Source organism: Pseudomonas sp. GW823-FHT02F05 (assembly GCF_058797315.1).
In genome coordinates, this window is sequence record NZ_JBXAJM010000013.1 from 13,368 (window position 1) to 35,126 (window position 21,759).

Annotated in this window: 27 protein-coding genes; 17 read left to right on the forward strand and 10 right to left on the reverse strand. The window is 58.2% G+C overall.

Annotated features, from left to right (window positions below):
* Positions 1-14: 14 nt before the first annotated feature.
* The gene (locus AC1RAC_RS16415) at positions 15-275 is read right to left on the reverse strand and encodes a DUF2790 domain-containing protein (RefSeq protein WP_054898328.1); all 261 of its coding nucleotides are present in this window, start codon (positions 273-275) and stop codon (positions 15-17) included.
* A gap of 183 nt (positions 276-458) precedes the next feature.
* On the opposite strand from AC1RAC_RS16415, the gene AC1RAC_RS16420 reads away from it, so the two are divergent.
* Entirely contained in the window at positions 459-1,136 is a 678-nt protein-coding gene (locus AC1RAC_RS16420; protein ID WP_252951058.1) for an HAD family hydrolase, read from the forward strand.
* Positions 1,137-1,156: 20 nt separating this feature from the next.
* Here AC1RAC_RS16420 and AC1RAC_RS16425 read toward each other — a convergent pair whose 3' ends face one another.
* The 3 genes from AC1RAC_RS16425 to csrA all read right to left on the reverse strand — a co-directional run bounded on the left by AC1RAC_RS16425 (position 1,157) and on the right by csrA (position 2,211).
* On the reverse strand, positions 1,157-1,453 hold the full coding sequence (locus AC1RAC_RS16425) for a hypothetical protein (RefSeq protein ID WP_054898326.1): 297 nt from the start codon (positions 1,451-1,453) through the stop codon (positions 1,157-1,159).
* Between the two features lie 93 nt (positions 1,454-1,546).
* Complete coding sequence (locus tag AC1RAC_RS16430; RefSeq protein ID WP_054898325.1) at positions 1,547-1,807, reverse strand: hypothetical protein; 261 nt, start codon at positions 1,805-1,807, stop codon at positions 1,547-1,549.
* Positions 1,808-2,016: 209 nt separating this feature from the next.
* Positions 2,017-2,211: a carbon storage regulator CsrA gene (csrA, locus tag AC1RAC_RS16435; RefSeq protein WP_003192511.1), complete on the reverse strand. Its 195-nt coding sequence runs from the start codon at positions 2,209-2,211 to the stop codon at positions 2,017-2,019.
* Between the two features lie 264 nt (positions 2,212-2,475).
* Here csrA and AC1RAC_RS16440 point away from each other — a divergent pair, with 264 nt between their 5' ends.
* A complete protein-coding gene (locus AC1RAC_RS16440) occupies positions 2,476-2,841 on the forward strand; it encodes an SPOR domain-containing protein (protein WP_034128243.1) in 366 nt (121 codons plus the stop codon).
* 31 nt (positions 2,842-2,872) lie between these two features.
* Here AC1RAC_RS16440 and AC1RAC_RS16445 read toward each other — a convergent pair whose 3' ends face one another.
* From AC1RAC_RS16445 to AC1RAC_RS16455, 3 genes are all read right to left on the reverse strand, one after another.
* The gene (locus AC1RAC_RS16445; RefSeq protein WP_052199994.1) at positions 2,873-3,562 is read right to left on the reverse strand and encodes an endonuclease; all 690 of its coding nucleotides are present in this window, start codon (positions 3,560-3,562) and stop codon (positions 2,873-2,875) included.
* 2 nt (positions 3,563-3,564) lie between these two features.
* The gene (locus tag AC1RAC_RS16450) at positions 3,565-3,816 is read right to left on the reverse strand and encodes a DUF1654 domain-containing protein (RefSeq protein WP_034128242.1); all 252 of its coding nucleotides are present in this window, start codon (positions 3,814-3,816) and stop codon (positions 3,565-3,567) included.
* A 258-nt stretch (positions 3,817-4,074) separates the two neighbouring features.
* Positions 4,075-5,163, reverse strand: coding sequence for an asparaginase (locus AC1RAC_RS16455; RefSeq protein WP_054922390.1), 1,089 nt, complete (start codon positions 5,161-5,163; stop codon positions 4,075-4,077).
* A gap of 564 nt (positions 5,164-5,727) precedes the next feature.
* Between AC1RAC_RS16455 and AC1RAC_RS16460 the strand changes: the two genes are divergently transcribed.
* From AC1RAC_RS16460 to AC1RAC_RS16490, 7 genes are read left to right on the forward strand one after another with little or no spacing between them, the layout of a single operon-like run.
* Entirely contained in the window at positions 5,728-6,687 is a 960-nt protein-coding gene (locus AC1RAC_RS16460; RefSeq protein WP_003192504.1) for a sugar ABC transporter substrate-binding protein, read from the forward strand.
* A gap of 57 nt (positions 6,688-6,744) precedes the next feature.
* Complete coding sequence (locus tag AC1RAC_RS16465; RefSeq protein ID WP_054898322.1) at positions 6,745-8,298, forward strand: sugar ABC transporter ATP-binding protein; 1,554 nt, start codon at positions 6,745-6,747, stop codon at positions 8,296-8,298.
* On the forward strand, positions 8,295-9,272 hold the full coding sequence (locus tag AC1RAC_RS16470) for an ABC transporter permease (RefSeq protein WP_054898321.1): 978 nt from the start codon (positions 8,295-8,297) through the stop codon (positions 9,270-9,272). The genes AC1RAC_RS16465 and AC1RAC_RS16470 overlap by 4 nt, the downstream gene beginning before the upstream one ends.
* A gap of 3 nt (positions 9,273-9,275) precedes the next feature.
* The gene (locus AC1RAC_RS16475) at positions 9,276-10,298 is read left to right on the forward strand and encodes a LacI family DNA-binding transcriptional regulator (RefSeq protein WP_054922657.1); all 1,023 of its coding nucleotides are present in this window, start codon (positions 9,276-9,278) and stop codon (positions 10,296-10,298) included.
* A 23-nt stretch (positions 10,299-10,321) separates the two neighbouring features.
* Entirely contained in the window at positions 10,322-11,239 is a 918-nt protein-coding gene (rbsK, locus tag AC1RAC_RS16480; RefSeq protein WP_054922656.1) for a ribokinase, read from the forward strand.
* Positions 11,236-11,640: a D-ribose pyranase gene (gene rbsD / locus AC1RAC_RS16485; protein WP_034128236.1), complete on the forward strand. Its 405-nt coding sequence runs from the start codon at positions 11,236-11,238 to the stop codon at positions 11,638-11,640. The genes rbsK and rbsD overlap by 4 nt, the downstream gene beginning before the upstream one ends.
* A gap of 27 nt (positions 11,641-11,667) precedes the next feature.
* Positions 11,668-12,696 carry a nucleoside hydrolase gene (locus AC1RAC_RS16490; RefSeq protein ID WP_054898319.1) on the forward strand — a complete coding sequence of 343 codons (1,029 nt, stop codon included), beginning with the start codon at positions 11,668-11,670 and terminating at the stop codon, positions 12,694-12,696.
* A 29-nt stretch (positions 12,697-12,725) separates the two neighbouring features.
* Here AC1RAC_RS16490 and AC1RAC_RS16495 read toward each other — a convergent pair whose 3' ends face one another.
* Complete coding sequence (locus AC1RAC_RS16495; protein ID WP_003192496.1) at positions 12,726-12,932, reverse strand: hypothetical protein; 207 nt, start codon at positions 12,930-12,932, stop codon at positions 12,726-12,728.
* Positions 12,933-13,089: 157 nt separating this feature from the next.
* Here AC1RAC_RS16495 and AC1RAC_RS16500 point away from each other — a divergent pair, with 157 nt between their 5' ends.
* Both AC1RAC_RS16500 and AC1RAC_RS16505 read left to right on the forward strand, forming a co-directional pair.
* Positions 13,090-13,395: a hypothetical protein gene (locus tag AC1RAC_RS16500; RefSeq protein ID WP_034128280.1), complete on the forward strand. Its 306-nt coding sequence runs from the start codon at positions 13,090-13,092 to the stop codon at positions 13,393-13,395.
* 144 nt (positions 13,396-13,539) lie between these two features.
* A complete protein-coding gene (locus tag AC1RAC_RS16505; RefSeq protein ID WP_054898318.1) occupies positions 13,540-13,860 on the forward strand; it encodes an I78 family peptidase inhibitor in 321 nt (106 codons plus the stop codon).
* A gap of 67 nt (positions 13,861-13,927) precedes the next feature.
* On the opposite strand, the gene AC1RAC_RS16510 is transcribed toward AC1RAC_RS16505, so the two are convergent.
* Positions 13,928-14,140, reverse strand: coding sequence for a cold-shock protein (locus tag AC1RAC_RS16510; protein WP_003234260.1), 213 nt, complete (start codon positions 14,138-14,140; stop codon positions 13,928-13,930).
* Positions 14,141-14,429: 289 nt separating this feature from the next.
* Positions 14,430-14,744, reverse strand: a complete 315-nt coding sequence (locus AC1RAC_RS16515; RefSeq protein ID WP_019820908.1) for a hypothetical protein — start codon at positions 14,742-14,744, stop codon at positions 14,430-14,432.
* 364 nt (positions 14,745-15,108) lie between these two features.
* Here AC1RAC_RS16515 and thrS point away from each other — a divergent pair, with 364 nt between their 5' ends.
* The 6 genes from thrS to pheT all read left to right on the forward strand — a co-directional run bounded on the left by thrS (position 15,109) and on the right by pheT (position 21,759).
* Positions 15,109-17,031 carry a threonine--tRNA ligase gene (thrS, locus tag AC1RAC_RS16520; protein WP_003192490.1) on the forward strand — a complete coding sequence of 641 codons (1,923 nt, stop codon included), beginning with the start codon at positions 15,109-15,111 and terminating at the stop codon, positions 17,029-17,031.
* On the forward strand, positions 17,031-17,582 hold the full coding sequence (gene infC / locus AC1RAC_RS16525; RefSeq protein ID WP_015884933.1) for a translation initiation factor IF-3: 552 nt from the start codon (positions 17,031-17,033) through the stop codon (positions 17,580-17,582). Before thrS ends, infC begins: the two co-directional genes overlap by 1 nt.
* Positions 17,583-17,641: 59 nt before the next feature.
* Positions 17,642-17,836 carry a 50S ribosomal protein L35 gene (gene rpmI / locus AC1RAC_RS16530; RefSeq protein ID WP_002553160.1) on the forward strand — a complete coding sequence of 65 codons (195 nt, stop codon included), beginning with the start codon at positions 17,642-17,644 and terminating at the stop codon, positions 17,834-17,836.
* 29 nt (positions 17,837-17,865) lie between these two features.
* Positions 17,866-18,222 carry a 50S ribosomal protein L20 gene (rplT, locus tag AC1RAC_RS16535; RefSeq protein WP_003192488.1) on the forward strand — a complete coding sequence of 119 codons (357 nt, stop codon included), beginning with the start codon at positions 17,866-17,868 and terminating at the stop codon, positions 18,220-18,222.
* A 109-nt stretch (positions 18,223-18,331) separates the two neighbouring features.
* Positions 18,332-19,348, forward strand: a complete 1,017-nt coding sequence (gene pheS, locus AC1RAC_RS16540; RefSeq protein WP_003192486.1) for a phenylalanine--tRNA ligase subunit alpha — start codon at positions 18,332-18,334, stop codon at positions 19,346-19,348.
* A gap of 26 nt (positions 19,349-19,374) precedes the next feature.
* The gene (gene pheT, locus AC1RAC_RS16545; protein ID WP_492616768.1) at positions 19,375-21,759 is read left to right on the forward strand and encodes a phenylalanine--tRNA ligase subunit beta; all 2,385 of its coding nucleotides are present in this window, start codon (positions 19,375-19,377) and stop codon (positions 21,757-21,759) included.

Genomic DNA, 21,759 nt, shown 5'->3' on the forward strand with positions numbered 1-21,759 from the left:
CCAGTGTAGCCCGATCAATTGTCATTGGCGCAACCGGTGCCCTGGACTTGGTAATCCAGCACATGTTCGCGGTCTTGGTGGTCCAGATAGCGCAGTTGCGCCGGCACAACCCCGCATTGGCCGTAGGTGTCGGTGCTCGACAGCACCCTGGCGACATCCAGGTGCACGAAGAAGCCGGTTTTGTCGTGGATCACGTTGGTAGCGGGGGCGGTATCGGCAGCGAATGCCGAGCCAGTGGCGAGCAAAGCGGCGAAGCCCAGGGCAATCAGTTTCATGGTGGTGTCTCACGTTCCGGGTGGGTAGTGAGCTCACGGTAACCAGGCGACCCCAACAGCCAACCAACAGGATCATGACAAGTTCGTCATTTTTTACTTGGAGGTGACGGGCCAGGACTCGGCGTTTACAAGCGTCGAGGTGATCCGTAGATTGCAGGGCCCAGCCCATGAGGAAGCCGCGCAATGTCCAGCCCAACTCCAAATGTATTTACCCGGCGTTACCGCGCCTTTCTGTTCGATATGGACGGGACCCTGCTCAACTCCATTGCCGCTGCGGAGCGCGTCTGGGGCATCTGGGCTGCACGGCATGGCTTGGATGTGGAAGCGTTTCTGCACACCATTCATGGCGCCCGCGCGATTGATACGATCACCCGCCAGGCATTGCCGGGCGTCGATCCGCAGGTAGAAGCCCAATGGATCACCGAGGCTGAGCTGGACGATGTCGAAGGCATCGTGGCGATTCCCGGCGCGGTGGCGTTTTTGGCGAGCCTGCCCGTCGATCAATGGGCGTTGGTCACCTCAGCGCCAAAGGCATTGGCCGTGCGCCGGCTGCAAGCAGCGGGCATCCCCGTGCCGGCGGTACTGGTGACAGCCGAAGATGTGAAGACGGGCAAGCCCGATCCGGCCTGTTATGTGCTGGGTGCTCGGCGCCTGGGCGTGCCGATGCAGGACTGCCTGGTGTTCGAGGACGCCACAGTGGGTATTCAGGCTGGGGAAGCGGCGGGGGCGGATATCATGGTGGTGACCTCGACACACGTGGCGCCGATGGTGACCGCCCATGCTTGCATCGAGCAATACGGTGCATTGAAAGCCGAGCGTGGGGCTGATGGCTTGCTGTCCTTAAGTTCGTTGGCGCCATGATACGTGGAAGGCCGAGCCCGTCACCGGTCTCGGCCTTCCATGCAGTCGATGGGATCGGACAGTGCCTGCAGTCGGCTGTTTTTCATCCCCTGGCGCGACACCACCATTTCCCTGAGTATCTCGGTGGCGAGCCGGTTGATGGCTTCTGTACCGTGATAATGCGCGCGCACGATGCCGGTAATCGCGAAGTGATCGGTTCCCGGGCCGCTGAGAACGGCTGAGAGAGTACCGTCGGCATGCAGCGTGCACTCAACGGTATAGCTGGGCAGGCGCGCTGCCAGTGCTGACTCGATCTGGGCTTTACTGAGGGTATCCATCTGTATCTGCACCTTTGACTGACTGCGCAAGCCCAATGATAGGTGGTGCGGCGGCGCTGTAAATACCGGCGATCCGATAACAGGTAAACGCCCTCAACGTGCGGTTTTTCCATGGGTGCGATGAGCGGCGCGCTGACGCAGCTTGCGCAAGATCACCTTCTGGATGGGCTTGAGGCAGAACGCAAGCAGGTAGCCACAGAGCAGAAGCGCAAGATCCAACCAGGAATGGGCGTCGGGATCGGCCCCTTCCACTTCCATTCTCAAGCAGCACCCGAGTGCCACGAAGACCAGCCCTATCAGCAGGGCGATCATCCAGGATCTTGAAACAAGCGGTTGCGACGCGGCTGGCCTCATCGACGTGTTCCCGAAATGCACTCGGACGGCAGGATAAAGTGTCAGAAGTTGGGCTGCCAATAGCGCGACAAGTTCCGGATGCCCTGACAGTTTCATCTTGCAGCGAAGGAAGGGCTCAACGTGCGCTGGTCACCCGGGAAGCGCGAACAGGCCAATTGGGTTTTCGCCAGCCGTTACAGTGAACGAAAAGGCTGGCTACTGGAGGCGTTTCAAGGCGTCTGGTTTTTGTCAGGTGCAGTCAGGCCGGCCTGGATACGCTGGTAAATCTCCTCGCGATGCACGGCAACATCCTTAGGTGCGTTGATGCCGATTCGTACTTGCTGGCCGCTAACGCCCAGGATGGTGATCGTAATGTCATCACCGATGTTTATGCTTTCACCGACTTTGCGGGTGAGTATAAGCATGGACTTCTCCTTGAATTACTTTTAAGGACACATGTTTCAGACAGGGTAGGTGTCGGATGTGTGTAGCTTACTGCGAAGCGCTTCCCTGTGACTGCCTCTTTCTAGGACGCATAGAGGCGACATTAATTCCCATGGCGGTATCATACAGGTCGCGATACATGATTCGCATTGTTTAAGCCAACGTTTATGACGGCCAGAATAGACAGTGAATGGTAAAGTTGCCTCTTTGATCCTCAAAGGAGCAGGGCAGTGCGTAAAGTAGCGATGGCAATTGTGGTGTTGGCGTTGGCCGGATGCGGTGAAGGTAAGTCGGTCGACGCCCCCAAGGCCAAGCCTGCCGTGACCGAAAGCCTGCCGCAAACCGGTGCGATTGCCGCTCAGGAATGGGATATACGGGTCGGCCCGCCGGACCATAAGCTGCAGGCGATCACCGACCTGACCGCCTGGTTGCTGGAGCACGGGTTCAATTTCTACATTGTGAAAGTCGACGGCAAGGATGAGGTGCTATTGGGGCCGTTCGCGACCAAAGCCGAGGCCGAAGCCAAGCAGGCGCTGCTAAACGAAAAAATGGCGCGGGCCAAGAAAAACGACACCGTGTCGGAGATTATCGAACACCAGGCTGCGCAGTAGCAGGTGAAGTGGGCGGGCACCCCGCCCACAGTCAGCCGCAGGCCTTGAGGTTGACCGGGCCGACGAATTCATTACCACGTCCCATCACGCACGCCACTGTCTGGTTGCGCTGGCGCTCCCAGGTTTGCACCGGATAGGTCTTGTTCCAGGCTTCATACAATTGCCGGTCCTGCTTCGACAGGCGCAGGCCATACTGCTTGCTCATATAAAAATACGTGCGTGCGATCATCCCGCGAATGGACGGGCGCGGCATGACTTTCTTCGCCTTGAAGTCCACCTGGGTCAGGCATGAGCCGTACTGCCCGCTTTGCACCGGCAGCCAGCCAAAACTGAAGTTGTTACGGTCACCATTCACTTCGCCGATGCTCGGCACCAGGTTGTGCAGGTCTGCCTCGGCGCGCTTGAACACCTCATCATGGCGCGTGCAGTTTTTTCGCCCGCCATTTTGCCAGCATTGGCGCTGATGTCCGATTTGCCAGGCCGGCACGATGTGTTCCCACTCAATGCGTGCAGCGCGGTTGGCGTTTTTGCGGGGGATGTAACCGCAGGCTTTCAGGTTCACCCGGTTACCGGTGTATTTGCAGCCGCAATAAAATTCGGTGGATTGCGGCGCGTAGAGCTTCCAGGCGATCTTCTTGGCTTCGCTGAAGGTGCGAGGGGCTTGGGCGTTGGCAGTGAAGGTTAAAAACAGACAGCACACAGCAATAAAACGGGCACTCACAATCAATCTTCCTTCGGTACAACCCAAAAAATCTGCACGCCACCGTCGTCCCGATAGGCGAGGGTGACGTTGTCATTCTCTGCAATCTCTTCCAGTAAACGTTGCCAATCGTTCTCCGGTTCCTCGGGTAAACGGAAGATCAACGCCGCCTTGGCTTTCTGCGCGTTGGTCGAATTGATGATTTTTTGCACGCGGATAGCCAGGCGCTGATAGGCGTCAGGCGCTGCAGGTGCTGCGGAAGAGGGCTTTGCCACAGAGCATTCCTTAATTGGCTGTACGCACATACAGTATTTAACTGTAGGAAATTTCGCAACTGCTTAAATTTCAAGAAGTTCGTCTGACAGCGAATCAGGGAGTTTGTTGAAGTTCGGGGGGAGAGGGGCTGAATGTGGCGAGGGAGCTTGCTCCCGCTCGGGTGCGTAGCGCCCGCAAGTATTTTGGGCGCTTCGCAGCCCAGCGGGAGCAAGCTCCCTCGCCACAAAAGCATCTTTCTACAGATGAATCAGCAGGGATTAGTATTCCCAGAAGATCCGTTGCAGTTCCTTGCTGTCCTGGGTCTTGGTCAGGGCGACCATGGCCAGGATGCGGGCTTTCTGCGGGTTCAGGTCAAGGGCGGCGACCCAGTCGTATTTGTCGTCTGGCTGTTCGGCGTTACGCAGAACCATGCCACCGGCGTTGACGTGGGAAGAGCGAATGATCTGCACGCCTTGTTTACGCAATTCCACCAGCGCTGGAACGACCTTGGACGATACTGACCCATTACCGGTACCGGCGTGAATGATCGCTTTGGCGCCCGCTTGGGCCAATGCCTTGTAGGCAGTGTCGCTCACGTTGCCATAGCCGTAGGCAATTTCAACGTCAGGCAGGCTTTTGATGGTCTTGATGTCGAACTCAGAATCCATGGTGTGACGCTTGGCCGGCAGGCGGAACCAGTAGGATTTACCCTCGACGACCATGCCCAGCGGGCCCCATGGGCTCTTGAACGCTTCGGTCTTGATGTTGATCATCTTGCTGACGTCGCGGCCAGATTGGATCTCGTCGTTCATGGTCACCAGCACGCCTTTGCCCCGTGCATCCTTGCTGCCCGCGACCGCAACCGCGTTGTAAAGGTTGAGCATGCCGTCTGCCGACATCGCGGTGCCTGGGCGCATGGAGCCGACCACCACGATAGGCTTGTCGGTTTTTTCCACCAGGTTCAGGAAGTAGGCGGTTTCTTCAAGGGTGTCGGTGCCGTGGGTGATCACGATGCCGTCCACGTCCTTGTTGTCGGCCAATTCGGCGACACGGCGACCCAGTTGCAGAAGGTTTTCGTTATTGATGCTTTCCGACGCAATTTGCATCACTTGTTCGCCGCGAACATTGGCGATCTGGCTAAGCTCAGGAACGCCGGCGATCAGTTGTTCGATGCCGACTTTGGCCGCCTGGTAGGTGGCACTGTTGGCCGCACTGGCGCCGGCGCCAGCGATGGTACCGCCGGTGGCGAGGATGACTACGTTGGACAGTTTGGTCTTGCTTTCGACTTCCTTTGCCTGGGCGGCAACGGGGAACAGCAGCAGAAGGGCCAGGGCGCCCGGAATGACGTTCTTCAATGCAGATTTCATTATTTTTCTCTCTGGTTTTTGATGAGTGCTGTAGCAGGTTCATCTAGAACACCCGGGCGGTTCTGAACGCCGCGAGGTGCTGAGAAAGAGCAGGATTTGTACCAGACTGAGCATGTTGGTTTTTATAAATTAACTTATTGATTTAAAACAACTTAACCTAAGATTTTAGTTTCATGGGGCTTGGCGCTGTCCGGCTTTCCGAACGCGAAGGGTTGTGGTGTTCGGTTGTCCGAAAGCGATCACGATATGTCCGAGCGCTGTGGTCGATCATTCGCAGTGCACTCTGTCGTTTCAGCGAGCGGCAGAAACGGCGAGCTGGCTTAAACGTATCAGCGGTCGGTGGCTCAAGGGAGAGCTTGGAGGGCGCCAATGAAAGGCTTGCTGCTACCGTTGACAAATCTCGACAAGGTTCTCATAGTTTGCTCAACGCAAACGTTTGCGAGATGTTTCACTGCGCCCTTGGCGCATCGTGAAAGCTCGTATCAGCCGCCCAGGTGGGAGGGCTGCCGAAGGGCTCTTCGGTGCAAGCGTTGCTCACAATAATCATAAGATCGGAGTGAACCCATGAAGCTGCCATTTGCTGGACGTCTTCTTGCTGTTGCTGTGCTTGCTGCCGCATCCGCCGCTTTGCCTCTCTCTTCTGCATTTGCCGATGACGCTGCCAAAACGCCTACCGTGGGTTTGGTCATGAAGTCCCTTGCCAATGAGTTTTTCGTCACCATGACCGACGGTGCGAAGGATTACCAGAAAGCGCACCCAACAGAATTCAAGTTGATCTCCAACGGCATCAAGAACGAAACCGATACCAGCGCGCAGATCGCCATTGTCAACGAAATGATCAACGCCAAGGTTGATGCGCTTGTCATTGCTCCCGCCGACTCCAAGGCACTCGCCAGTGTGCTGAAAAAGGCTTCCGATGCCGGTATCAAGGTGGTCAACATCGACAATCGCCTGGACCCGGAAGTACTCAAAAGCAAAAACCTCGATATTCCGTTTGTAGGCCCGGATAACCGCAAAGGCTCCAAGCTGGTGGGCGACTACCTGGCCAAGCAACTGGCCGCCGGTGACAAGGTCGGCATCATCGAGGGCGTACCCACTACCACCAATGCCCAGCAGCGCACCGCAGGCTTCAAGGATGCGATGGACGCCGCAGGCATGAAGATTGTTTCCACCCAGTCCGGTAACTGGGAAATCGACCAGGGCAACAAAATCGCGGCAGCGATGCTGAGCGAAACGCCGGATATCAAGGCGCTGTTGGCCGGTAACGACAACATGGCTCTGGGCGCTGTTTCCGCCGTGCGTGCGGCAGGCAAGGCCGGCAAGGTGTTGGTGGTAGGTTACGACAACATTGACGCGATCAAGCCAATGCTCAAGGACGGCCGCGTGTTGGCCACCGCTGACCAGGCCGCCGCCCAGCAAGCCGTGTTCGGTATCCAGAACGCGCTGAAGCTGGTCAAGGGTGAGAAAGTCGATGCCAAAGATGGCGTGATCGAAACCCCGGTCGAACTCGTCATCAAGCAGTAATCCTGGCAGTACCCAACAGCGCCCGCTCGTCCTGAGCGGGCGCCTGGAGATTTTCCTATGTCATCTTCCGCCCCGAACGCTGTCCTCTCGGTCAGCGGTATCGGTAAGACCTATGCCCAACCGGTTCTGTCCGACATCACCCTGACGCTCAATCGCGGGGAAGTGTTGGCGCTGACCGGTGAGAACGGCGCAGGCAAAAGTACCTTGTCGAAGATCATCGGCGGCCTGGTCACGCCCACCACCGGGCACATGCAATTCAACGGTCAGGATTATCGCCCCGCCAGCCGCACCCAGGCCGAAGCCTTGGGCGTGCGCATGGTCATGCAGGAACTCAACCTGCTGCCGACGCTGACCGTGGCTGAAAACCTGTTCCTGGATAACCTGCCGAGCCGCTGTGGTTGGATCAGCCGCAAACAATTGCGCAAAGCCGCGATCGAAGCCATGGCCCAAGTCGGCCTGGACGCGATCGACCCGGACACACTGGTAGGCAGCCTGGGCATTGGTCACCAGCAAATGGTCGAGATCGCTCGTAACCTGATCGGCGACTGCCATGTATTGATCCTCGACGAGCCCACGGCGATGCTTACTGCTCGTGAAGTCGAGATGCTGTTTGAACAAATCACGCGCCTGCAGGCTCGAGGCGTGGCGATCATTTATATTTCGCACCGGCTCGAAGAGTTGGCCCGTGTCGCCCAGCGCATTGCGGTATTGCGCGACGGCAAGCTGGTCTGCGTCGAGCCGATGGCCAATTACAACAGTGAGCAGTTAGTGACCTTGATGGTCGGTCGCGAACTGGGTGAACACATCGATTTGGGCCCGCGTACCATCGGAGGTCCGGCCTTGACCGTGACGGGCCTGACCCGTTCGGACAAGGTCCGCGATGTGTCCTTTGAAGTGCGCGCCGGTGAAATCTTTGGCATTTCCGGCCTGATCGGCGCCGGTCGCACCGAATTGCTGCGCCTGATCTTCGGCGCCGACCCGGCTGACAGCGGCACCGTGGCCTTGGGTTCGCCGGCCAAGGTGGTGAGCATTCGCTCGCCGGTCGACGCGGTCGGTCATGGTATTGCCTTGATCACCGAAGACCGCAAGGGTGAAGGCCTGCTGCTGACCCAATCCATCAGCGCCAACATCGCCTTGGGCAACATGCCGGAAATTTCCGGCGGGGGCGTCGTCAACAGCCGCAACGAAACCGCTCTGGCCAAGCGCCAGATCGACGCCATGCGAATCCGCAGTTCCAGCCCGACGCAACTGGTGTCCGAGCTGTCGGGTGGTAACCAGCAGAAGGTGGTGATTGGCCGCTGGCTGGAGCGCGACTGCGCAGTAATGCTGTTCGATGAGCCCACCCGCGGTATCGACGTCGGTGCCAAGTTCGATATCTATGCCTTGCTCGGTGAATTGACCCGCCAGGGCAAAGCGCTGGTGGTGGTGTCCAGTGACCTGCGTGAGCTGATGCTGATCTGTGACCGCATCGGTGTGCTGTCCGCCGGGCGCCTGATCGAGACCTTCGAGCGTGACAGCTGGACCCAGGACGAATTGCTCGCCGCCGCCTTTGCCGGCTATCAGAAACGTGATGCGCTGCTCAACGAAGCAGCGCCTAGGAATACCCCATGAAAACAAACATTTCCCCCGGTAAAACTGGCGGCAACTTCTATGGCCTGGGTACCTACCTCGGGCTGGCGGGTGCCCTGCTGGCGATGATTGCGCTGTTCTCGATGCTCAGCGATCACTTTCTGTCCTATGACACCTTCAGCACCCTGGCCAACCAGATTCCAGACCTGATGGTGCTGGCGGTGGGCATGACCTTCATCCTGATCATTGGCGGCATCGACCTGTCTGTGGGATCGGTACTGGCATTGGCGGCCTCGGCAGTCAGCGTGGCGATCCTGGGCTGGGGCTGGAGCGTGTTGCCTGCCGCCCTGTTGGGCATGGGTTGCGCGGCGTTGGCCGGCACCATCACCGGTTCCATCACGGTGGCCTGGCGCATTCCGTCATTTATCGTATCCCTCGGCGTGCTGGAGATGGCCCGCGGCGTGGCCTACCAGATGACGGGCTCGCGCACCGCTTATATCGGTGACTCGTTTGCCTGGCTGTCCAACCCGATTGCCTTCGGTATTTCTCCGTCGTTCATCATCGCCTTGCTGGTGATCATCGCGGCCCAGTTGGTACTGACCCGTACGGTCTTCGGTCGCTACCTGATCGGCATCGGCACCAACGAAGAAGCGGTGCGCCTGGCGGGTATCAATCCCAAGCCTTACAAGGTCCTGGTGTTCAGCCTGATGGGCCTGTTGGCTGGTGTGGCGGCGCTGTTCCAGATCTCGCGCCTGGAAGCGGCGGACCCGAATGCCGGTTCGGGCCTGGAGCTGCAAGTGATCGCCGCCGTAGTGATCGGTGGCACCAGCCTGATGGGCGGGCGTGGCTCGGTCATCAGTACGTTCTTCGGGGTGTTGATTATTTCGGTCCTGGCCGCCGGGCTGGCGCAGATCGGCGCGACGGAACCGACTAAACGCATCATTACCGGTGCCGTGATCGTGATTGCCGTGGTCCTCGATACTTATCGCAGCCAGCGCGCCAGTCGGCGGGGCTGAACCATGGCAACGATCAAGGATGTGGCAGCGCTTGCAGGTATTTCCTACACCACCGTGTCCCATGTGGTGAACAAGACGCGCCCAGTCAGCGAGCCGGTACGCATCAAGGTCGAGGCGGCGATCAAGCAGTTGGACTACGTGCCCAGTGCCGTGGCACGCTCGCTCAAGGCCAAGACCACGGCCACCATCGGGCTGCTGGTGCCCAACAGCCTCAACCCGTATTTTGCCGAGCTGGCTCGGGGTATCGAGGATTACTGCGAGCGTAATGGCTATTGCGTGATCCTCTGCAACTCGGATGACGACGCAGAGAAACAGCGCAGTTATTTGCGCGTGTTGCTGGAAAAACGCGTCGACGGCTTGATCGTGACATCCGTGGGCGGTGATGACAGTGGCCTTGCCGCAGGCTTGAGTGCAGTGCGCACGCCGATGGTGATTGTCGACCGGGCGCTGGATGGGATTGATGTGGACCTGGTGCGCATCGATCACGAAGAGGGCGCTTACCTGGCGACCCGGCACTTGCTGGAGTTGGGGCACCGGGACATCGCCTGTATCGGCGGCCCTGGGCATACCCGCGTGGCGCAGATGCGCCTGGCCGGGTACCAGCGTGCATTGCGCGAGGCGGGCATCGAGGTGTTGTCCAGTCGTACCCTGGAAAGCGATTTCACCAGCACGGGCGGGTATGCCGCAGCCGTACAGTTATTATCGCAACACCCGCCCAGCGCGATTTTCGCCAGCAACGATATGATTGGTTTTGGCGTGCTGCGCGCCGCCGCCGAGCGCAATGTGCGGGTGCCGGGCGAGCTGTCGGTCATCGGTTTCGATGACATCCAGATGGGGCGCTACGTCTACCCGGCGCTGACGACGGTTGGCCAGTCGATCCTGCAATTGGGCGAGACTGCGGCCGAATTATTACTGCAACGAATAGCAACCCCCCAACTGCCGATCGATCAACGTATCGTGACGCCCAGTATTGTTTTGCGTGAGTCGACCGCGCCATTGGCTGATGTGTTCGCCCAATACCGCTGAACCGAATTGATGAGTACTGATGTATGCCAGCAAAAGTAGTGGTAATAGGCAGCTTGAACATGGACCTGGTCACCCGCGCCAGTCGCTTGCCGCGTGCCGGTGAAACCCTGATCGGCCAGACATTTTCCACTGTGCCCGGTGGCAAGGGCGCCAACCAGGCCGTCGCCTCGGCACGCCTGGGGGCGAGTGTCGCCATGGTGGGGTGCATCGGTACCGACGCCTATGGCAGCCAATTGCGCGATGCGCTGCTGGTGGAAGGGATCGACTGCCAGGCCGTCAGCACGGTGGATGGCTCCAGCGGTGTGGCGTTGATCGTGGTCGATGACAGCAGCCAGAACGCCATTGTCATTGTGGCCGGCAGCAACGGTGAGCTGACGCCTGCGTCGCTGCGAACGTGCGACGCTGTGCTGCAGGCGGCAGACGTGATCATCTGCCAGCTTGAGGTGCCGATGGAGACCGTTGGGTATGCGCTCAAGCGGGGTCGCGAACTGGGCAAGACCGTCATCCTCAACCCGGCCCCGGCAAGCGGACCATTGCCCGCTGACTGGTATGCCTCGATCGATTATCTGATCCCCAATGAAAGCGAGGCCAGCGCTCTCAGCGGCGTAGCGGTCGACTCCCTCGACAGTGCCAAGGTCGCCGCGACCGCGCTGATCCAGGCGGGTGCTGGCAAGGTCATCATCACCCTGGGCGCCCAGGGCGCGCTGTTTGCCGACGGCAAGAGCTTTGAGCACCTGGTGGCGCCGAAGGTCAAGGCGGTGGATACCACCGCTGCTGGCGATACCTTTGTCGGTGGCTTTGCCGCCGCGCTGGCCGCGGGCCAGAGCGAAGCCGAGGCGATCCGTTTTGGCCAAGTGGCGGCGGCGTTGTCAGTGACCCGCGCCGGCGCTCAGCCTTCCATTCCTACGCTGCACGACGTACAAGGTTTTGTGCCCGCATGAAAAAGACACCTTTGCTGAATATCGCCCTGTCGCGCGTGATCGCGTCCCTGGGCCACGGTGACATTCTGGTCATCGGCGATGCCGGCCTGCCGGTACCTCCCGGCGTCGAATTGATCGACCTGGCACTGACCCAGGGCATCCCGGACTTCATCAGCACCTTGCGCATCGTGCTTAGCGAAATGCAGGTGGAAAGCCATGTTCTGGCAGAAGAGATCCTGCTGAAGCAACCGCCCGCGCTGACCGCGCTAAATACGCTCACAGAGCAGGCTGCACTGGGCGAGCGACGCCTGCTCAGCCATGACCAATTCAAGCAATTGAGCCGCAATGCCCGCGCTGTGGTGCGCACTGGCGAGTGCCAGCCGTACTGCAATATCGCGCTGGTGTCCGGCGTAACGTTCTAGCGTCCCCCCTATGACAAGGAGTGCTTTATGCAACGTGGTCTACCTACCCTGAAAAACCTGTTCCGGAGTGTTCTGCTTTTGTCCGCGCTCACTGCTGCAAGCGCCCAAGCGGCGGAAAAAATCGACCTGATCATCGATACCGACCCGGGTGCCGATGACGTGGTGGCCTTGCTGTTCGCCATGGCCTCGCCGGAGGAGTTGAGCATTCGTGCGCTGACCACCGTCGCCGGCAATGTGCGCCTGGACAAGACCTCCCGCAACGCGCGCCTGGCGCGCGAATGGGCAGGTCGCGAGGACATCCCGGTGTACGCAGGTGCGCCAGCGCCGTTGTTGCGCAAACCGATCTACGCCGAGAATATCCATGGCAAGGAAGGCATCTCGGGCGTCACGGTGCATGAACCGAAAACAGGCCTGGCCGAAGGCAATGCAGTCGACTACCTGATCAAGACCCTGAGCAGCGCCAAGCCGCACAGCATCACCATCGCCATGCTCGGCCCGCAGACCAACCTGGCACTGGCGCTGACTCAAGCGCCCGAAATCACCCAGGGCATCAAGGAAGTGGTCGTGATGGGCGGCGCCCACTTCAACGGCGGCAATATCACCCCAGTGGCCGAGTTCAACCTGTTCGCCGATCCGGTGGCGGCGGAGATCGTGCTCAAAAGCGGTGTGAAGTTGACCTACCTGCCGTTGGACGTGACCCATAAAGTCCTCACCAGCGACGCCCGCCTGAAGAAGATTGCGGACCTGAACAACAATGCGAGCAAGGTCGTCAGCAGTATTCTGAATGAGTACGTCAAAGGCGATATGGAGCACTACGGCATTCCGGGTGGCCCGGTCCATGACGCTACCGTGGTGGCGTACCTGCTCAAGCCTTCGCTGTTCAGCGGTCGTGAGGCCAATATGGTGGTCGACAGCCGCGAAGGCCCGACCTTCGGCCAGACCATTGTCGATTGGTATGACGGCCTCAAGCAGCCGAAGAATGTGTTCTGGGTTGAGAATGGCGACGCCCAGGGCTTCTTCGATCTGCTGACCGAGCGCCTGGCGCGTCTGAAGTAAGTTAGCGGGGCGGCGCTCGTCGCCCTGTTCTATTCGCGCTCTTGGGCGCCCATGTAGTCGGCCGGGTATTTCTCGAATATCTGGCCGATGAATGCTTGCGCCGCCTGGGTGCCCAGTTCCTTGACCAACAGGTCGATACCAATGATCGCCAGTTCTTCCGGGCTTCCGGGGCTGTAGGAACTTTGCCCTTGGGGCCACTTGGCTTTGATGTCGGCTTGAAGCGTTACGGTGGTCATGGAAATCTCACGGGCTAAAAATGCGGGGGCAATGCACTGGAACGCCGTTCCAGAGGGGCGCAGTTAAGCATTTTGTACGGCATTTGGCACTGCTACTTAGGCATGAAGCGGCGGCTGTGCGACACTGTTGGCCTGTTAAATGGCCGGGAAACACCGCGTGCAAATCGATTTGAGCAAGCCCGACAACCTGACGCTGGACGCCGTGCGCCAATTGCTTGGCAGCGCCAGTGACGACGAACATACCCAGTTGCGGGTAACCAAAGAAGGCATCGCCTACATTTCTTCCGGCGTAGTCGGTGGGGCTGATATCGCTGGCCTGGTGTTTCGCCTGGAGACCTGGGCCAAAGGTTCCGGCTATGTCGGCAACGTGGCGGCCAGCGATGAAGTCTGGGTCATGCAGATTTTCAACGCGCTGAAGCAGAATTGGCCTACTCCTTCGTCGGACTACATCGATATCTACTGAATACGTTCATATCTAGTCACGATTCACCAAGCGATTGCAGGCCGTGACTCAGGCAGACTTGCCCACAGGCGGTTAACGTCTTGAAACCAATCGCTTTGAATGCTGTCGCACGATCTCTGTCCACTTTTTATCATAGGAGGCTTCATGCCTTGGAAGCTCGCATCATTCGGTACTTTGTTGGCTGCGCTCGCGTTGGCGGGTTGCAGTACCCCGGGTGCCTCTGAGCCAGGCAAAGCTGCCACTGTGACCGATGCCGGTCATAGCCGCTGTGAGTCGAAGGCCGCAGAGTTCGCCATCGGCCAGAAAGCCTCGCCCCAGTTGCTGGAGCAAGCACGTACGCGTGCTGGCGCGCAGAATGCACGCATCCTCAAGCCCAACGACATGGTCACGCTGGAGTATCGCTCTGACCGCCTGAACCTGAACACCGATGACAATCTGGTGATCAACCGGGTTAACTGCGGCTGATACGGCTTTTGCATCGCCCATAAAAAACCCCGTCACATGGACGGGGTTTTTTTAGCTCAGCGGAGAATTACTCGCCGCGAACCTGTGCAGCTTGCATACCCTTTTGGCCTTTCTCAGCCACGAAGGAAACGGTTTGGCCTTCTTTCAGGCTTTTGAAACCGTCGCTTTCGATAGCTTTGAAGTGTACGAACAGGTCGTCACCGCCACCTTGAGGAGTGATGAAGCCGAAGCCTTTTTCATCGTTGAACCATTTAACGGTGCCGGTTTGGCGATTAGACATGGTGTATCTCCAAGAAACATATATTTTCAGTAGTGCTGTGCTGCTCAGGCCAACTGGGCACACAGGGCTATCATAGTCGAAATGTTCGGCTTGGGAGCCCCCCCAAGGCACTGTTTGCTAATCAATCGCTTTGCGTTTGATTCATTTTTTGGCTGAAAGCCCCGATTCACGGGGCTTTGCGACGAAATATCAGCTGTTAAAAAAAGCCGTAAAACCTGCATAATTTGTGTGAAATGGCAGTTTTCAGGCTGTTTTTTCAGCGAAATGACCGTCGAATCGTCAGCCAATCTTACTTTTTCTTCACCACTTTGCAGGACGAAATAGCCGCGACTGCTTTGTTTTTAAGCTCCGGGCTGGCGTTCTGGTTGGTCATCAATTCCTTGATCTCGGCAGTGCTCAATTCGGCATTGATCTTGTCAGCGCCACATTCACAGTGGGCTTTGGCAGTTTTGACGTCCACGTTCTGGCTGGCTGCGGCACTGCAGTCGTTGACGAAGGCGTCACGGGCGCCAGCTGGCCAGTTGGAAGGGGCTGCAGCCTGCGCGCCGAGGGAAAGGAGGCTCAGCGTAGCGGCGACAGCGAGGGTAGAGGTAAAACGCATCATGGGATGCTCCTTTGGGTCGAGGACGAACGGCGATTCTCAGTGGCTTTGAGGCCCTGCGTACAGCTCAAGTTCACTTTTGCAACTGTAAAGCCATGAATTGCTCTTTACCCAGCGCTTGACCAACGCGATGACCGTTCATCTGTGCTAGCATCCTTGCCTGGCTATTTCCGGGCGCGCCATTTGCCGCCTTGCCAGGTTCTTTTTGTTCACTCCAGTCACTCTGGTTCGATTATCGGTTGGCCGAAAGGCTCCTGCCGCTGTAAGGCAGGCGTTCATTATTGAGCGGCCTGGTGTTGGATCTTGTACTGGCTCATCCCAACCCACGTGACCTTTGGTAGGGGTCACCACTAGGAGAGGAGGCGCCATGCCAACTATTACTCTTCCCGACGGCAGTCAGCGTTCATTCGATCATCCGGTTTCCGTAGCCGAGGTCGCCGCATCCATTGGTGCTGGCCTGGCCAAGGCCACCGTGGCCGGCAAGGTCGACGGCAAGCTGGTTGATGCCAGCGACCTGATCACCAGCGACGCCAGCCTGCAAATCATCACGCCCAAGGATCAAGAGGGGCTGGAGATCATTCGCCACTCTTGCGCGCACTTGATTGGCCATGCGGTCAAGCAACTGTATCCAACCGCCAAGATGGTGATCGGCCCGGTCATTGAAGAAGGCTTCTATTACGACATCGCCTATGAGCGTCCTTTTACGCCGGACGACCTGGCGGCCATCGAGCAGCGCATGCACGCGCTGATCGAAAAAGATTACGACGTCATCAAAAAAGTCACCCCGCGTGCCGAAGTGATCGACGTGTTTACTGCACGTGGCGAGGACTACAAGCTGCGTCTGGTAGAAGACATGCCGGACGAGCAGGCCATGGGGCTGTACTACCACGAAGAATACGTGGATATGTGCCGTGGCCCGCACGTGCCGAACACGCGCTTCCTCAAATCGTTCAAGCTGACCAAGCTGTCCGGTGCCTACTGGCGCGGTGACGCCAAGAACGAACAGCTGCAACGGATCTACGGCACGGCCTGGGCTGACAAGAAGCAATTGGCCGCCTATATCCAGCGCATCGAAGAAGCTGAAAAACGCGACCACCGCAAGATCGGCAAGCGCCTGAATCTGTTCCACCTTCAGGAAGAAGCGCCGGGCATGGTGTTCTGGCACCCGAATGGCTGGACTCTGTACCAGGTGCTTGAGCAGTACATGCGCAAGGTGCAGCGCGAAAACGGTTACCTGGAGATCAAGACTCCTCAGGTGGTTGATCGCAGCCTGTGGGAGAAATCCGGGCACTGGGCCAACTACGCCGACAACATGTTCACCACCCAGTCGGAAAACCGCGACTACGCCATCAAGCCGATGAACTGCCCGTGCCACGTGCAGGTATTCAATCAGGGCCTGAAGAGCTACCGCGAGTTGCCGATGCGCCTGGCCGAGTTCGGTGCCTGCCACCGTAACGAACCATCGGGTGCGCTGCACGGCATCATGCGGGTGCGTGGCTTCACCCAGGACGACGCCCACATCTTCTGCACCGAAGAGCAGATGCAGGCCGAGTCCGCAGCGTTCATCAAGCTGACCATGGACGTTTATCGCGATTTCGGCTTTACCGAAGTCGAGATGAAACTGTCCACTCGTCCGGAAAAACGCGTCGGTTCCGACGAGCTATGGGATCGCGCCGAAGCGGCACTGGCCGCTGCGCTCGACAGTGCGGGCCTTGCGTACGATCTGCAGCCGGGTGAGGGCGCGTTCTACGGTCCGAAGATCGAGTTCTCGCTCAAAGATTGCCTTGGCCGTGTCTGGCAGTGTGGTACCCTGCAGCTCGATTTTAACCTGCCGATCCGTCTGGGAGCCGAATACGTCTCCGAAGACAACAGCCGTAAACACCCGGTTATGCTGCACCGGGCGATCCTCGGTTCGTTCGAACGGTTCGTCGGTATCCTGATCGAGCACTACGAGGGCGCGTTCCCTGCGTGGCTGGCTCCGACCCAGGCAGTGATCATGAATATCACTGATAAACAGGCAGATTTTGCCGCTGAAGTTGAAAAAACTCTCAACGAAAGCGGATTTCGTGCCAAGTCCGACTTGAGAAATGAAAAGATCGGCTTTAAAATCCGCGAGCATACTTTGCTCAAGGTTCCCTATCTTTTGGTTATCGGAGATCGGGAAGTCGAGATGCAGACTGTCGCTGTGCGTACTCGTGAAGGTGCTGACCTGGGCTCGATGCCCGTCGCCCAGTTCGCTGAGTTCCTCGCGCAAGCGGTTTCCCGGCGTGGTCGCCCAGATTCGGAGTAATTATTATTAAGCGTGAAATGAGACAAGATAAACGAGCTGCACCGAAAGCCCCGATCAACGAGAATATCTCGGCACGCGAGGTTCGGTTAATTGGCGCTGATGGCGAGCAGATTGGCATCGTCTCGATTGATGAAGCGCTTCGTATTGCAGAAGAGTCCAAGCTGGACCTGGTGGAAATCTCCGCCGATGCAATCCCACCTGTTTGTCGGGTGATGGACTACGGCAAATCGATCTTCGAAAAGAAGAAGCAGGTTGCCGCAGCGAAGAAGAACCAGAAGCAGATTCAAGTAAAAGAAATCAAGTTTCGTCCAGGGACGGAGGAAGGGGATTACCAGGTAAAACTGCGCAACCTGGTACGTTTCCTGAGTGATGGGGACAGGGCCAAGGTATCCTTGCGATTCCGCGGCCGTGAGATGGCCCACCAGGAGCTGGGGATGGAACTCCTCAAGCGGGTTGAAGCTGACCTGCTGGAGTACGGTTCGGTCGAACAGCATCCTAAGATGGAAGGACGCCAGCTTATTATGGTCATCGCCCCGAAAAAGAAGAAGTAATCAACAGGGCACGGCAGGCCTTCTGATTATGTTTATCAACTGAATGCGGAGTACCGAACATGCCAAAGATGAAAACTAAAAGTGGTGCTGCTAAGCGGTTTCTGAAAACTGCTAACGGCATCAAGCACAAGCACGCTTTCAAGAGCCACATCCTGACCAAAATGTCGACCAAGCGTAAGCGTCAACTGCGCGGTAGCAGCTTGCTGCATCCGTCTGACGTGGCAAAAGTCGAGCGCATGCTGCGCCTTCGTTAATTTTGGTTCAAGAATAGAGGAAGTAACTCATGGCTCGTGTAAAGCGTGGCGTCATGGCCCGTAAGCGTCACAAAAAAATTCTGAAACTTGCTAAAGGCTACTACGGCGCGCGTTCACGCGTATTCCGTGTTGCCAAGCAAGCGGTAATCAAGGCAGGCCAATACGCCTACCGTGACCGTCGTCAGAAAAAACGTCAGTTCCGCGCTCTGTGGATCGCTCGTATCAACGCCGGTGCACGTGTTAACGGTCTGTCCTACAGCCGTTTCATCGCTGGCCTGAAAAAAGCGTCCATCGAAATCGACCGTAAGGTTCTGGCTGAACTGGCCGTGAACGAAAAAGCGGTGTTTGCTGCGATTGTCGAGAAAGCTAAAGCCTCCTTGGCTTAAGTACCCCCGACAGTCACCCTGGGCTACTCCTGTGGCCCAAGGTGGTAAACGTCATAAATAGGGGAAGAGCCTTCAAGCTCTTCCCCTATTTTGTATCTGGAGTCTGTACATGGAAAACCTGGACGCGCTCGTCGCCCAAGCCCTTGAGGCTGTGCAAAGCGCTGAAGATGTAAATGCCCTGGAGCAAATCCGGGTTCACTACCTTGGCAAGAAAGGTGAATTGACTCAGGTGATGAAGACCCTGGGAAATCTGCCCGCTGAAGAGCGTCCGCAAGTCGGTGCGCTGATCAACGTCGCCAAGGAGCGTGTCACAGAGGTTCTCAATGCGCGCAAGGCGTCGCTCGAGGAGGCCGATCTTGCGGCCAAGCTCGCCGCCGAGTCCATTGACGTGACCTTGCCTGGTCGTGGCCAGGCGTCGGGCGGTCTGCATCCGATCACCCGGACTCTGGAACGTATCGAACAGTTCTTCACCCACATCGGCTACGGCATTGCCGAAGGCCCTGAGGTCGAAGACGACTACCACAACTTCGAGGCGCTCAACATCCCAGGCCATCACCCGGCCCGGTCGATGCACGACACCTTCTATTTCAACGCCAACATGCTGCTGCGCACCCATACCTCGCCGGTACAGGTCCGCACCATGGAAGCGAACAAGCCGCCGATCCGCATTGTCTGCCCAGGCCGTGTGTACCGTAGCGACTCGGATATCACCCATTCGCCGATGTTCCACCAGGTCGAAGGCCTGCTGGTTGATCGCGATATCAATTTCGCCGACCTCAAAGGCACCATCGAAGAGTTCCTGCGGGTGTTCTTCGAAAAAGAGTTGGCGGTACGTTTCCGTCCTTCGTTCTTCCCGTTCACCGAGCCATCCGCTGAAGTCGACATGGAATGCGTGATGTGCAGCGGTAAAGGCTGCCGTGTGTGCAAGCAGACCGGCTGGCTGGAAGTGATGGGCTGCGGCATGGTTCACCCCAACGTGCTGCGCATGTCCGGGATCGATCCAGAAGAGTTCTCGGGCTTTGCCTTCGGCATGGGCGTTGAGCGTCTGGCCATGCTGCGTTACGGCGTGAACGACTTGCGTCTGTTCTTCGACAACGACTTGCGGTTCCTCGCGCAATTTCGCTAGTCGTAACGAATCTTTAGGAGAGCAGGATGAAATTCAGTGAACAATGGCTGCGTGGCTGGGTAAGCCCGCAGGTAGATCGCGACGAGCTGGTTGCTCGCCTGTCGATGGCCGGTCTTGAGGTCGATAGCGTTACGCCGGCCGCCGGTGTTTTCAGTGGTGTGGTGGTGGGCGAGGTGTTGAGCACCGAGCAGCACCCTGATGCCGACAAATTGCGTGTGTGCCAGGTCAGCAACGGTTCGGAAACCTTTCAGGTCGTGTGCGGAGCGCCTAATGTGCGCCCGGGCCTGAAGATCCCGTTCGCTATGATCGGTGCCCAGTTGCCGGGCGACTTCAAGATCAAGATCAAGAAGGCCAAGCTGCGTGGCGTTGAATCCAACGGCATGCTGTGCTCCCAGGCCGAACTGCAAGTGGGTGAGGGCAATGATGGCCTGATGGAGCTGCCGGCCGACGCGCCAGTGGGTCAGGACATCCGTGTTTACCTGGAACTGGAAGACGCCAGCATTGAGGTCGACCTGACCCCCAACCGCGGCGACTGCCTGTCCCTGGCTGGCCTGGCCCGTGAAGTGGGCGCGCTCTACAACGCACCTGTCACTCGTCCAGTGGTCGCTGCCGTACCGGCGATACACGACGAAGTACGCTCGATTGAGGTACTGGCACCAAACGCCTGCCCGCGTTACCTGGGGCGTGTGATCCGTAACGTGGACCTGTCCAAGCCAACGCCGCTGTGGATGGTTGAGCGCCTGCGTCGTGCCGATGTACGCAGCATCGACGCCGCCGTCGACATCACCAACTACGTGATGCTGGAACTCGGCCAGCCGTTGCATGCGTTTGATCTTGCCGAAATCAATGGCGGCATCCGCGTGCGTATGGCCGAAGAAGGCGAGAAGCTGGTGCTGCTCGATGGCCAGGAAGTCAGCCTGCGTGCCGACACTCTGGTCATCGCCGACCACGCTCGCGCCCTGGCAATTGCCGGCGTGATGGGTGGTGAGCACAGCGGTGTATCCGCGACCACTCGTGACGTATTCCTTGAAAGCGCGTTCTTCGACCAGATCGCGATCGCTGGCAAGGCTCGTTCCTACGGCCTGCACACCGATGCGTCGCACCGCTACGAGCGTGGCGTGGACTGGAAACTCGCCCGTGAAGCCATGGAGCGCGCTACCGGCCTGCTGCTGGAAATCACCGGTGGTGAAGCCGGCCCGATTACTGAAACTGTCAACGAACAGTACCTGCCGTCGATTGCACCGATTACCTTGCGTGCCAAAAGCGTTGAGCAAATGCTCGGCCTGGTCATCGAGCCGGCTGAAATCGAGCAACTGCTGTCTGCACTCGGCCTGGGTATTTCCGCGGGTGGGGAAGGGCAGTGGCAGGTTGCAGTACCTAGCCATCGCTTCGACATCAGCCTGGAAGTCGACCTGATCGAAGAGCTGGCGCGCCTGTACGGTTACAACCGCCTGCCGGTTCGCTATCCGCAAGCACGCCTGGCACCGCAACCCAAGGCCGAAGCGCGTGCGCACCTGCCTGAACTGCGCCGCCTGCTGGTTGCCCGTGGTTATCAGGAAGCCGTGACCTATAGCTTCATCGATCCAAAACAGTTCGAACTGTTCAACCCTGGCGTTGAGCCGTTGCTGCTGGCCAACCCGATCTCCAACGATATGGCCGCCATGCGTTCGTCGTTGTGGCCGGGCCTGGTGAAGGCACTTTCCCACAACCTGAACCGCCAGCAAGACCGCGTGCGCCTGTTCGAAAGCGGCTTGCGTTTCGTCGGCCAGCTTGATGGCTTGAAGCAAGAACCGATGCTGGCGGGCGTCGTATGCGGCGGCCGTCTGCCTGAAGGCTGGGCGCAAGGCCGTGAGGTCGTGGACTTCTTCGACGTCAAGGCAGACGTGGAAGCGGTGCTCGGCTTTGCCGGTGCGTTGGACGCCTTTACGTTCGTGCCGGGTAGCCACCCAGCCTTGCATCCAGGCCAGACTGCACGTATAGAGCGTGAAGGTCGCCTGGTAGGCTTTGTGGGCGCCATTCACCCAGAACTGTCGAAAACCTTGGGGCTGGACCGTCCAGTCTTCGTGTTTGAGCTAGTCTTGGCTGAAGTTGCGTCGGGCAAGATGCCTAAATTCAGCGAGTTGTCGCGCTTCCCTGAAGTGCGTCGCGACCTGGCCCTGATTGCCGACCGTGAAGTCGCTGCCACTGCAGTTCTGGATATAATCCGTGAAAATGCAGGGGAATGGCTGACAGACCTCAGGCTATTTGACGTCTATCAGGGTAAAGGCATTGATCCGCATAGAAAAAGCCTTGCAGTTGGCTTGACCTGGCAGCATCCATCGCGCACTCTTAATGACGATGAGGTGAATACCACGACGCAAAATATCCTCACCTCGCTCGAACAAAGGTTGAACGCCACGTTAAGGAAGTGA

Bases quoted from the DNA above. Each gene is read 5' to 3' on its own strand.
- AC1RAC_RS16495 (WP_003192496.1), bottom strand. From the start codon at position 12,932: ATGACCACCGTAACGCTTCAAGCCGACATCAAAGCCAAGTGGCCCCAA.
- AC1RAC_RS16515 (WP_019820908.1), bottom strand. From the start codon at position 14,744: ATGATGCGTTTTACCTCTACCCTCGCTGTCGCCGCTACGCTGAGCCTC.
- AC1RAC_RS16465 (WP_054898322.1), top strand. From the start codon at position 6,745: ATGTCATCTTCCGCCCCGAACGCTGTCCTCTCGGTCAGCGGTATCGGT.
- AC1RAC_RS16415 (WP_054898328.1), bottom strand. From the start codon at position 275: ATGAAACTGATTGCCCTGGGCTTCGCCGCTTTGCTCGCCACTGGCTCG.
- rpmI (WP_002553160.1), top strand. From the start codon at position 17,642: ATGCCAAAGATGAAAACTAAAAGTGGTGCTGCTAAGCGGTTTCTGAAA.
- AC1RAC_RS16470 (WP_054898321.1), top strand. From the start codon at position 8,295: ATGAAAACAAACATTTCCCCCGGTAAAACTGGCGGCAACTTCTATGGC.
- AC1RAC_RS16455 (WP_054922390.1), bottom strand. From the start codon at position 5,163: ATGAAATCTGCATTGAAGAACGTCATTCCGGGCGCCCTGGCCCTTCTG.
- AC1RAC_RS16430 (WP_054898325.1), bottom strand. From the start codon at position 1,807: ATGAGGCCAGCCGCGTCGCAACCGCTTGTTTCAAGATCCTGGATGATC.
- AC1RAC_RS16505 (WP_054898318.1), top strand. From the start codon at position 13,540: ATGCCTTGGAAGCTCGCATCATTCGGTACTTTGTTGGCTGCGCTCGCG.
- AC1RAC_RS16425 (WP_054898326.1), bottom strand. From the start codon at position 1,453: ATGGATACCCTCAGTAAAGCCCAGATCGAGTCAGCACTGGCAGCGCGC.
- rplT (WP_003192488.1), top strand. From the start codon at position 17,866: ATGGCTCGTGTAAAGCGTGGCGTCATGGCCCGTAAGCGTCACAAAAAA.
- pheS (WP_003192486.1), top strand. From the start codon at position 18,332: ATGGAAAACCTGGACGCGCTCGTCGCCCAAGCCCTTGAGGCTGTGCAA.
- AC1RAC_RS16510 (WP_003234260.1), bottom strand. From the start codon at position 14,140: ATGTCTAATCGCCAAACCGGCACCGTTAAATGGTTCAACGATGAAAAA.
- thrS (WP_003192490.1), top strand. From the start codon at position 15,109: ATGCCAACTATTACTCTTCCCGACGGCAGTCAGCGTTCATTCGATCAT.
- csrA (WP_003192511.1), bottom strand. From the start codon at position 2,211: ATGCTTATACTCACCCGCAAAGTCGGTGAAAGCATAAACATCGGTGAT.
- AC1RAC_RS16475 (WP_054922657.1), top strand. From the start codon at position 9,276: ATGGCAACGATCAAGGATGTGGCAGCGCTTGCAGGTATTTCCTACACC.
- AC1RAC_RS16420 (WP_252951058.1), top strand. From the start codon at position 459: ATGTCCAGCCCAACTCCAAATGTATTTACCCGGCGTTACCGCGCCTTT.
- pheT (WP_492616768.1), top strand. From the start codon at position 19,375: ATGAAATTCAGTGAACAATGGCTGCGTGGCTGGGTAAGCCCGCAGGTA.
- AC1RAC_RS16440 (WP_034128243.1), top strand. From the start codon at position 2,476: ATGGCAATTGTGGTGTTGGCGTTGGCCGGATGCGGTGAAGGTAAGTCG.
- AC1RAC_RS16460 (WP_003192504.1), top strand. From the start codon at position 5,728: ATGAAGCTGCCATTTGCTGGACGTCTTCTTGCTGTTGCTGTGCTTGCT.
- rbsK (WP_054922656.1), top strand. From the start codon at position 10,322: ATGCCAGCAAAAGTAGTGGTAATAGGCAGCTTGAACATGGACCTGGTC.
- rbsD (WP_034128236.1), top strand. From the start codon at position 11,236: ATGAAAAAGACACCTTTGCTGAATATCGCCCTGTCGCGCGTGATCGCG.
- AC1RAC_RS16490 (WP_054898319.1), top strand. From the start codon at position 11,668: ATGCAACGTGGTCTACCTACCCTGAAAAACCTGTTCCGGAGTGTTCTG.